This is a genomic window from Marinobacterium sp. xm-d-530 (assembly GCF_013283365.1).
GTDB lineage: Bacteria > Pseudomonadota > Gammaproteobacteria > Pseudomonadales > Balneatricaceae > Marinobacterium_E.
This window is the reverse complement of the sequence record NZ_WBYM01000003.1, coordinates 364625-370837: the sequence shown is the minus strand read 5'-3', so window position 1 is coordinate 370837 and position 6213 is coordinate 364625. Positions and strand designations below refer to the sequence as shown.

Sequence of the window (6213 nt, the reverse complement as noted above, 5' to 3'; positions counted from 1 at the left end):
TCAGCCAGGCAAACCCACTCAAAACGCTTTTGTTGAGAGCTTGAATGGCAAATTTAGAAACGAATGCCTAAATCAGCATTGGTTTAGAACGCTGGATGAAGCAAGATATGAGATCGATTTATGGCGAGATCATTACAATAAAGTAAGACCACATAGTGCACTTGGCTATGTGCCACCAGAGGAATTCGCTAAGCGTGCTGCTTAGCAAAATCTCATCGAAGAAGTGGTACTAACTAAGGGGAAAGGTCATAATTAGGACAACGGTTTACGTTAGTTTTGTCCTAAAGAATAACTCCAATACACTTTTCGGTCCCACTTTCACTTCAACTAGGTACAACACCAGATTGAAAGTGGGTCCGAAAATCAGTGAGGGTGTCTTTAAAGGACAGTTTTTTGGGAGGTTCTATCCATAACTAGATACTCAAAGATCTCCTGAAATCCTACATATAAGTTTTTAAGTGTTGATATCTCCAGTCCTTGATCCAGTTCCGTATACGAACCTTCACACAACATCTTGAAATCAATACTTGAAAGAATCTCAGTTAAAACTCTTAAATCACAGAGTTTTCCTTCGAGAACTGAGTCTTTAAATGACCCATCTGGTCTCTGATTCAATTCGATAAGTCGAAAACACTGGAAGAACTCTTCGTCACCCATGTTTTCTCGAACCAACTCAAGAGTTTTAGGGATATGTGTGAGTCTCTGGAAATCTGGGTTTACGAAATCAAAATATCGATTTAGGTAATTGTTATTGATAGACATATAAGTCTCCTTGTATTGAGTCAATGTAAGTGATGGAGTGAATTCTCATCACATATACATTGTCTCAAACATAGGAAAACTTAATTAGGACAATGGTTTACGTTACTTTTGTCCGAAGATAGATAGATACGAAACATACGTTTCTGGATTTTCATTTAACCTCTGGATACGGTTTCGATCTTTCTTGATCATACTCCAGATGTGTTTCGAAAGGAGGGGTTTACCTCTAACAGAAAGGTACCCTTTTTCAGACAAATATCGACTGATCTCACCTGTATTCCACCCTCTATCAAGAAGTTGGTAAATAATGATCATAAGTCGATTTTGATAATGGGACTTGGGAAATTCGTATAACGTTGAGGTTACTAACACCCTGATATTTAAGGAGATATTAGTAACCTCGTCTAAGGAATTTATTCCACGGTTACTGATTTCGCAAGGTTGCGGGGTTGGTCGACATCGGTGCCTTTTAGAACAGCTACATGATAAGAGAGTAGCTGAAGAGGAATGGTGTAAACCAGCGGTTCTAACCAGAAATCGACAACGGGCAGTTCAATGACATGAATACCCTCTTCCTCTTGGATAGTACCTTCTTCCGCGAAGACAAATAGCTCACCGCCACGCGCTCGAACTTCTTGAAGATTCGCTTTCAGCTTATCCAGCATGTCGTTACGCGGGGCAACGGCAATGACCGGCATCTCTTTGTCGACCAGAGCCAGTGGACCATGCTTTAGCTCACCGGCAGGGTAGGCTTCAGCATGAATGTAGGAGATCTCTTTGAGCTTAAGTGCGCCTTCCATTGCAACTGGATAGAGCGCGCCTCGACCTAGGAAGAGCGAGTGGTGCTTCTCAGCAAACGCTTCTGACATCTTCTGAATCTGATCATCCAAGCCAATCACTTGCTCAAGTAAACCAGGTAGTTGGCGCAGTGAGTGGATGATGTAGGCCTCTTTCTCATCGGTCAGCCCCTGTCGGCGGGCCAGCGCGACCGTTGTCAGCATCAGAGCAACAAGCTGTGACGTGAACGCTTTAGTAGACGCTACGCCAATCTCTGGACCTGCCTGTGTCATCAGAGAAAGTTGTGATTCACGGACCAGCGAGCTACCAGGAACGTTACAGATAGCTAATGAACCCGCCACTCGAGATTGAATATCACGCAGTGCGGCCAAGGTGTCAGCGGTCTCACCCGATTGAGAAATCGTCAGCAATAGAGTGCCTTCGGGTACAACGGCTTTGCGGTAACGAAACTCAGATGCCACCTCTACCGAACATGGCAAATTAGCTAATTCTTCGATCCAGTAACGCGCCACCATACCGGCATGATAGCTAGTACCACAGGCAAGAATTAAAACCTGCTTAGTGTTATCAAACAGTTCTGCAGCCTCTGCACCAAAGCACTGCTCAAGAAGACGATCTCCGGTTAAACGACCTTCAAGCACATCCGCCATTACAGTCGGCTGCTCATAGATCTCTTTCATCATAAAGTGCTTAAATTCGCCTTTTTCAGCTGCACTTGCTGAGTGCTCGTAACGCGACACTGCTCTCTCAACCGATTGACCTGTCGCATCCCAAACACGAATCTCATCACGAGTCAGGCAGCCAATATCGCCATCTTCTAGAAACATGAAACGGTCTGTAACAGGGAGCAGTGCCAGCTGATCGGATGCGATAAAGTTTTCACCAATGCCGACACCAACAACCAGTGGACTGCCTTTACGTGCGGTATAGAGCTGGTCTGGTAGATCCTTGTGTACCACGCCCAAGGCGAATGCACCCTCGAGACGGGCGATGACTTTTGGCAACGCTGCAATAAGTGAACCTTCAGTATTAAGGATCTTAGCAAGTAAGTGAGCGATTACTTCTGTATCAGTCTCAGATGAGAATTGAAAACCATCAGCAAGCAATTCAGCTTTTAGCTCTTCGAAATTTTCGATGATACCGTTATGAACAACAGCAACACTATCTCCTGACATGTGCGGGTGAGCGTTGTGCTCTGCAGGCACACCATGAGTGGCCCAACGCGTATGAGCAATGCCAAGTGTACCTGTGATCGGTGACGCTTCTTGAGCATCCTTAAGAGCCTGTACTTTGCCAATACGGCGAAGACGATTCACCGATTGACCATCATGAATGGCCATGCCCGCAGAGTCATAGCCGCGATACTCCAATCGACTAAGACCCTCTAATAGAATACCGCTGACCTGGCGTTCAGAGACTGCACCTACAATACCGCACATAACAATTAACCTTTCTTCACTGGGCGTTTCCAGCCCGAAATATTTCTCTGCTTACCACGTGCAACGGAGAGCTGATCCTCTTCCACTTTGCTGGTAATGGTGGAGCCTGCACCGATGGTTGCTCCTGCACCCACATGCACGGGTGCAACCAATGAACTGTTTGAACCAATAAAGGCGCGATCGCCAATCTCGGTCAGGGATTTGTTCACACCGTCGTAATTACAGGTAATGGTGCCGGCACCAATATTTACCTCTTCACCGATGTTTGCATCGCCAATGTAAGAGAGGTGATTCAACTTAGATCCTTTACCAACCAAAGCTTTCTTCGTCTCAACAAAGTTGCCGACTTTCACTCCAGCCGCCAGTTGTGAGCCAGGACGGATACGAGCAAAAGGGCCCAACTGACAAGCATCGGCAATGACAGCACCATCAATGTGGGTGTTCGCAAGAATCTCTACACCGTCACCGATAATCGAATTTTTAACGCTGCAATTAGGCCCAATCACAACGTTTGAGCCAATGCGTACCTCGCCTTCTGCAACGAAGTTAACGTCAATCTGGCTATCTTGCCCTACCGTCAGTTGCCCGCGCACATCGAATCGAGCAGGATCCGCCAAGGTGACACCAGCATCCATCGCAGCATTGGCCTGCTGCAGTTGATACCAACGCTCTAATTCAGCGAGTTGTCGACGATTATTCACACCCTGTACTTCGTACTCAGAGGCAGGATGAAGTGCTTGAACCGTTACGCCCGACTCCGCCGCCATTGCGATCAAATCGGTTAGGTAGTACTCACCCTGTGCGTTATCGGAAGAGAGTTGCGGCAACCATTCGTTTAGATGATCGGTAGGCATCGCCATAATGCCGGTGTTCACTTCAGTGATCGCCAATTGCTCTTCATTGGCATCCTTCTGTTCCACAATACCCACGACATCGTTAACGGCACTGCGAAGAATACGGCCGTATCCTGTTGGATCGTCTAGGTTAACCGTCAGAAGCGATACTTTACCCGTTTGCGCGACCTGTACCATCTGCTCTAGCACACTCGCCGGTGTTAATGGCACATCGCCGTAAAGCACTAGCGTAACACCGCCTGCACGAAGACCCGCTGAGGCCTGTGCAACGGCATGGCCCGTGCCTAGCTGCTCAGCCTGTGTATAAAATTGGCAAGATAGATCGGACAACGCCTCTTTAACCTGATCCGCACCATGGCCAACCACAATATGCATCGCGCTGTTGTTTAACTGACTCGCTTGATCAATGACGTGCTTTACCAGCGATTTTCCTGCCAAAGGGTGAAGGACTTTAGGGAGTTTAGATTTCATACGGCTGCCTTGACCGGCCGCAAGAATGACTACATCTATCGACATTAACGGGTGTTTCCAAAAACAAAATTTATCCACTTGACGATACTTTAACCTAAGCGCACACTGCTGCAAGGTTAAATGTCATAAAAAAATTGACAAATATGGATAATTCGCTGTTTTTAGAGATCGGTCTTAGCGACCGTGACGTCTCAATCTACAAGGCCCTGCTAGCGCTTGGCCCCAGTTCGATTCGTACCATTGCTGAGCGTGCAGGGGTCAATCGCGGCACAACCTATGAAGCACTGAAGCAGATGCAGGCGTTAGGTGTGGTCAGCTATCTGCCAAAAGGTAAGCGCCGCATCTTCACAGCACGTGAGCCTGAAGTGTTGGTAGAACTGGCTGAAGAACGCCGTAAACGCTTAGATCTCGCTGTTGAAGAGTTAAAGCGTCGTGTCATACCCGAGCTGCATCAACTCTCGCCTGATTTTAGCGCAGCCAATGTTCAGTGGTATGAGGGTGACGAGGGGATTGAGCAGGTTCTTAGGGATATCCTTAACAGTGTTAGCTCAAACCCTGAGCCAATCTACTCTGTCTTCTCATCAAAACCGATTCGAAAGCATCTCTACCGCCCTTTCCCAAACTTCACAGCTCAGCGTGTTGCTCGAAAGATCAAGGTACGGGTTATTGCGATTGGAGATGGGGGTGAAAGTGCTGATCTATCAGAACGTAAATGGATTAAAACCGAGGGGCCAGTGGACGCCGCTTATATAGCGATCTATCCACCAAAAATTGCCATCATCTCGTTAGCCTCAGATAACTACCCAACTGCGGTGGTTATCGATTCAAGTGAAGTAGCGGCCGCGCAGAAGATCATATTTGATACACTCTGGCGCCTGCTTTAGCGTTTAGGCTTACTGACCATCTTGTACTGGCGTGAGCAGTAGCCGCGATCAATCCCCTCTGGACGCTTTTTAAGATGTTTGGTGTTGCGACCAGAGACACGTTCACGCCACATGCGAAACGAACTGGGCTTCATCTCACGCTGCATTAACTTGATCACTTGAGGCTCAGATAAATTGTACAACCCCTCAATCGCTTCAAAGGGTGTTCGATCTTCCCAAGCCATCTCAATGACTCGCGAGATCGCCTCTTCCGACAGGCCGGCGTGTGCTAGCTTTTGTGACATCTAAACCTCTGAAAACAAAGTTGATGTCGTTCTGTACGCCAGCCTATGTGTTTTAGTTCAGATGAGAGGTAACTTATGAGTGCAGATGACAGGCTGAATGCCTGTCACTGTGTACTAAACCAGCTACGGAGTGACCGTGACAGGCTTTCAGCCTGTCATCGGCTTTGTCAGCGTCTACCAGAGACTGTAGCGTAACTCCTGAGTCGTGTCAGACTAAAGGTCAGACACGGTGCTTTTTCAAAGCACAAAAAAAGGCAGCCGAAGCTGCCTTTTTTGATCGTGTAGATCTTATTTGCCGAGTTTGCGGCGAATTGCATCGAGGGTACGAAGCTGTGCAGCTGCTTCAGCAAGCTGAGTCGCAGCACGTGAGTATTCGAACTCACCCTGCTTATCAGCCATTGCTTGTTCAGCATGCTTCTGCGCTTCTACCGCGGTTGCTTCATCAAGGTCGCCTGCACGTAGTGCAGTATCAGCCAACACAGTAATCTTGTGTGGTTGAACCTCTAGGAAGCCGCCAGATACGTAGAAGATATCCTCTTCACCGCCCTGCTTGCGAAGCTCGACAGGGCCTGGTTTGATTTCCGACAAAAGCGGAGTGTGACCTGGGTAGATACCCAGCTCACCCAGGCTACCTCTCACAGAGACGAATTCGATAAGGCCAGAGAAGATCTCTTCCTCTGCACTTACGATGTCACAATGAACAGTCATAGCCATTTCAATT

At 47.5% G+C, this 6213-nt stretch carries 7 protein-coding genes; 2 read left to right on the top strand and 5 right to left on the bottom strand.

The window, feature by feature from the left end:
* The coding region (locus XMD530_RS07215) for an integrase core domain-containing protein (RefSeq protein WP_173506958.1) at positions 1–205 on the top strand (205 nt) is incomplete at its 5' end.
* Between the two features lie 173 nt (positions 206–378).
* Here XMD530_RS07215 and XMD530_RS07210 read toward each other — a convergent pair.
* The 3 genes from XMD530_RS07210 to glmU form a co-directional block, all read right to left on the bottom strand.
* On the bottom strand, positions 379–762 hold the full coding sequence (locus tag XMD530_RS07210; protein ID WP_173506957.1) for a hypothetical protein: 384 nt from the start codon (positions 760–762) through the stop codon (positions 379–381).
* Between the two features lie 413 nt (positions 763–1175).
* A complete protein-coding gene (gene glmS, locus XMD530_RS07205) occupies positions 1176–2999 on the bottom strand; it encodes a glutamine--fructose-6-phosphate transaminase (isomerizing) (protein WP_173482148.1) in 1824 nt (607 codons plus the stop codon).
* 5 nt (positions 3000–3004) lie between these two features.
* Positions 3005–4369, bottom strand: a complete 1365-nt coding sequence (gene glmU, locus XMD530_RS07200) for a bifunctional UDP-N-acetylglucosamine diphosphorylase/glucosamine-1-phosphate N-acetyltransferase GlmU (RefSeq protein WP_173506956.1) — start codon at positions 4367–4369, stop codon at positions 3005–3007.
* Between the two features lie 98 nt (positions 4370–4467).
* Between glmU and XMD530_RS07195 the strand changes: the two genes are divergently transcribed.
* Positions 4468–5208, top strand: coding sequence for a TrmB family transcriptional regulator (locus tag XMD530_RS07195; protein WP_173482150.1), 741 nt, complete (start codon positions 4468–4470; stop codon positions 5206–5208).
* Here XMD530_RS07195 and XMD530_RS07190 read toward each other — a convergent pair.
* Both XMD530_RS07190 and XMD530_RS07185 read right to left on the bottom strand, forming a co-directional pair.
* Positions 5205–5492, bottom strand: a complete 288-nt coding sequence (locus XMD530_RS07190) for a TIGR03643 family protein (protein ID WP_173506955.1) — start codon at positions 5490–5492, stop codon at positions 5205–5207. The two genes, XMD530_RS07195 and XMD530_RS07190, sit on opposite strands and share 4 nt — an antisense overlap.
* 288 nt (positions 5493–5780) lie before the next feature.
* Positions 5781–6206, bottom strand: a complete 426-nt coding sequence (locus tag XMD530_RS07185) for a F0F1 ATP synthase subunit epsilon (protein WP_173482152.1) — start codon at positions 6204–6206, stop codon at positions 5781–5783.
* Between the last annotated feature and the right edge of the window lie 7 nt (positions 6207–6213).